The following is a 1,974-nucleotide window of genomic DNA, read 5'->3' as shown; positions in this document are numbered from 1 at the left end:
CCCACCTTGCCCACCACCCCGCCACGCGGCACCTCGTCCCCCACCTTCACGTCGATGGCCGACATGTGGCAGAACATGCTGACCATGCCCTGGCCGTGGTCCAGGAACACGGTCTTGCCATTGAAGAAATAATCCCCCACCAGCGTCACCACGCCAGCGGCCGGCGCCTTGATCGGCGTGCCGGCAGGCACCGCGAAATCCAGCCCGGAATGCGGATTGCGCTCCTCGCCGTTGAAGATGCGCCGCAGGCCGAAGGGGCTCGACAGGCGGCCGCCCTGCACCGGACGGTCCAGAATCAGGTTGCTGGGCGTCACGCCAGCGCGATAGCTTCGATTGGCCGCGCTCTGCTCTGCCATTTCGCGCTCGATGCGCTTCATGTCCTCGTCGCTGGGATTGACCTGGCGCGGGTTCTTGAGCGTGATGCGCTGCGCGGCGTATTCCTTCGGCCGGACCGTGAAAGCCAGCTCGCGCGCGCCCTTGGCGTCGCTGATCGACACCCGCTGCTCGCCCGCCTTGGCCGACAGGGGAATGCCCACCACGGCGATCCACTGGCGCCCTTCCTCGCGCACGACCAGCGTGCGCCGTTCCAGGAACGTGACCTCCGGCGCCGTCGGGCCATCGCCCAGCGCCAGCACGGCCACGCCGCCCGGCACCGGGGCGTTGAGCTTGCGGGAAATGAAACCCTGCTGTTGCTGCGCGCGCAACGGCGCGGCGGCGAACAGGGCCGCCGCGGCCACGCCCAGCCGCAGCACATCGCGGCGCGTGCCCATCATGATCACAGGCACAGGTTGGCCGGCTCGATCATGGTCTGATCGCGGCGGTTGATGCGGGTGGACAGGCGGGTCTCGGTCTTGCCCTTCCAATGCGTGGTGGTCAGCACCGCCTCCACGCCCAGGCTATCGCTTTGCACAAGTTCGAAGCCGTTGCGCACGGCCTTCTGCTCGAACTTGATGCCCTGCGCCTTCCAGGCGCTCGCCACGCAGGCGGTGTAATCCTCGGCGCTGCGCTGGGTGGAACCATAGAAGACAGGATCGCGGCTGCGCACGTCCTTGACATTGGCGCAGGCCGACAACGCGGCGAGAATCGTAAGGGACAGGGCGAGGCGGACCTTCATGTCGGCGGGCATCTCAAGACGGGGTTGATGGGCAAGGAAAAAACTATACCGCAGCGGCCACTCAGGCCTGCGGCGCGCGGCGCGCCGATTTCGGGCGGAAGGCCGCGATCACCTCGGGCCGGGTCTCGGCGTAGGGACCGCCGATCAGATCGATGCAATATGGAATGGCTGCAAAGATGCCCGGCACCAGTGATGCCCCATCATCGCCCTTCAGGCCCTCCAGCGTTTCGCGGATGGACTTGGGCTGACCCGGCAGGTTGACGATCAGGGCGGCGTGTTCGGCCGTCTCCCGGATCACCGCGACCTGACGAGAGAGGATGGCAGTGGGCACGAAACGCAGGCTGATCTGGCGCATCTGCTCGCCGAAGCCCGGCATTTCGCGGGTGCCGGCGTCCAGGGTGGCCTCGGGCGTCACATCGCGCCGGGCCGGGCCGGTGCCGCCCGTGGTCAGCACGAGATCGCAGCCGCAATCGTCGACCAGCTCGATCAGGGTCCGGGTAATGCCTGCGCGCTCATCCGGGATCAGCCGGTCCACCGCCTGCCAGGGCGAGGCCAGCGCCGTCCCCAGCCATTCCCGCAGCGCGGGCAGGCCCTGGTCCTGGTAGGCGCCCGCGGAGGCGCGGTCGGACACGGATACCAGGCCGATGAGCAATTCGTCAGGGTGGCTGCGGACTAAGCGGGCGGAGGCGTTCATGGCGGGATGGGGGGGGATGGAGGAACTGGGGGGGGCCGGCCCCGCGGTTCCGCCGGCGGCGCCGGCACCCCGGTGGCCTCGCCCTCTTCCGCCCCCGGCCCGCGCCCTGGCCGGGGCCTGTGCCGCCCCATCCGGGGCAAGTCCCCGATCCTCACTCATCCGCCAC

At 69.1% G+C, this 1,974-nt stretch carries 3 protein-coding genes; all 3 read right to left on the bottom strand.

Translation table 11 applies throughout. From position 1 onward, the window contains the following. A partial coding sequence (locus KDH83_RS22000) for a peptidoglycan DD-metalloendopeptidase family protein (protein WP_212319822.1) occupies positions 1-770 on the bottom strand: 770 nt, incomplete at its 3' end. A gap of 5 nt (positions 771-775) precedes the next feature. After that, positions 776-1,114, bottom strand: a complete 339-nt coding sequence (locus tag KDH83_RS21995; protein WP_212319818.1) for a hypothetical protein — start codon at positions 1,112-1,114, stop codon at positions 776-778. Positions 1,115-1,175: 61 nt separating this feature from the next. After that, entirely contained in the window at positions 1,176-1,808 is a 633-nt protein-coding gene (gene mog / locus KDH83_RS21990) for a molybdopterin adenylyltransferase (RefSeq protein WP_212319816.1), read from the bottom strand. Positions 1,809-1,974: the final 166 nt, after the last annotated feature.

Source organism: Achromobacter sp. Marseille-Q0513, from assembly GCF_018195695.1.
Taxonomy (GTDB): domain Bacteria; phylum Pseudomonadota; class Gammaproteobacteria; order Burkholderiales; family Burkholderiaceae_B; genus Achromobacter.
The sequence above is the reverse complement of the archived record's forward strand: the minus strand, read 5'-3'. Positions and strand labels throughout refer to the sequence as shown.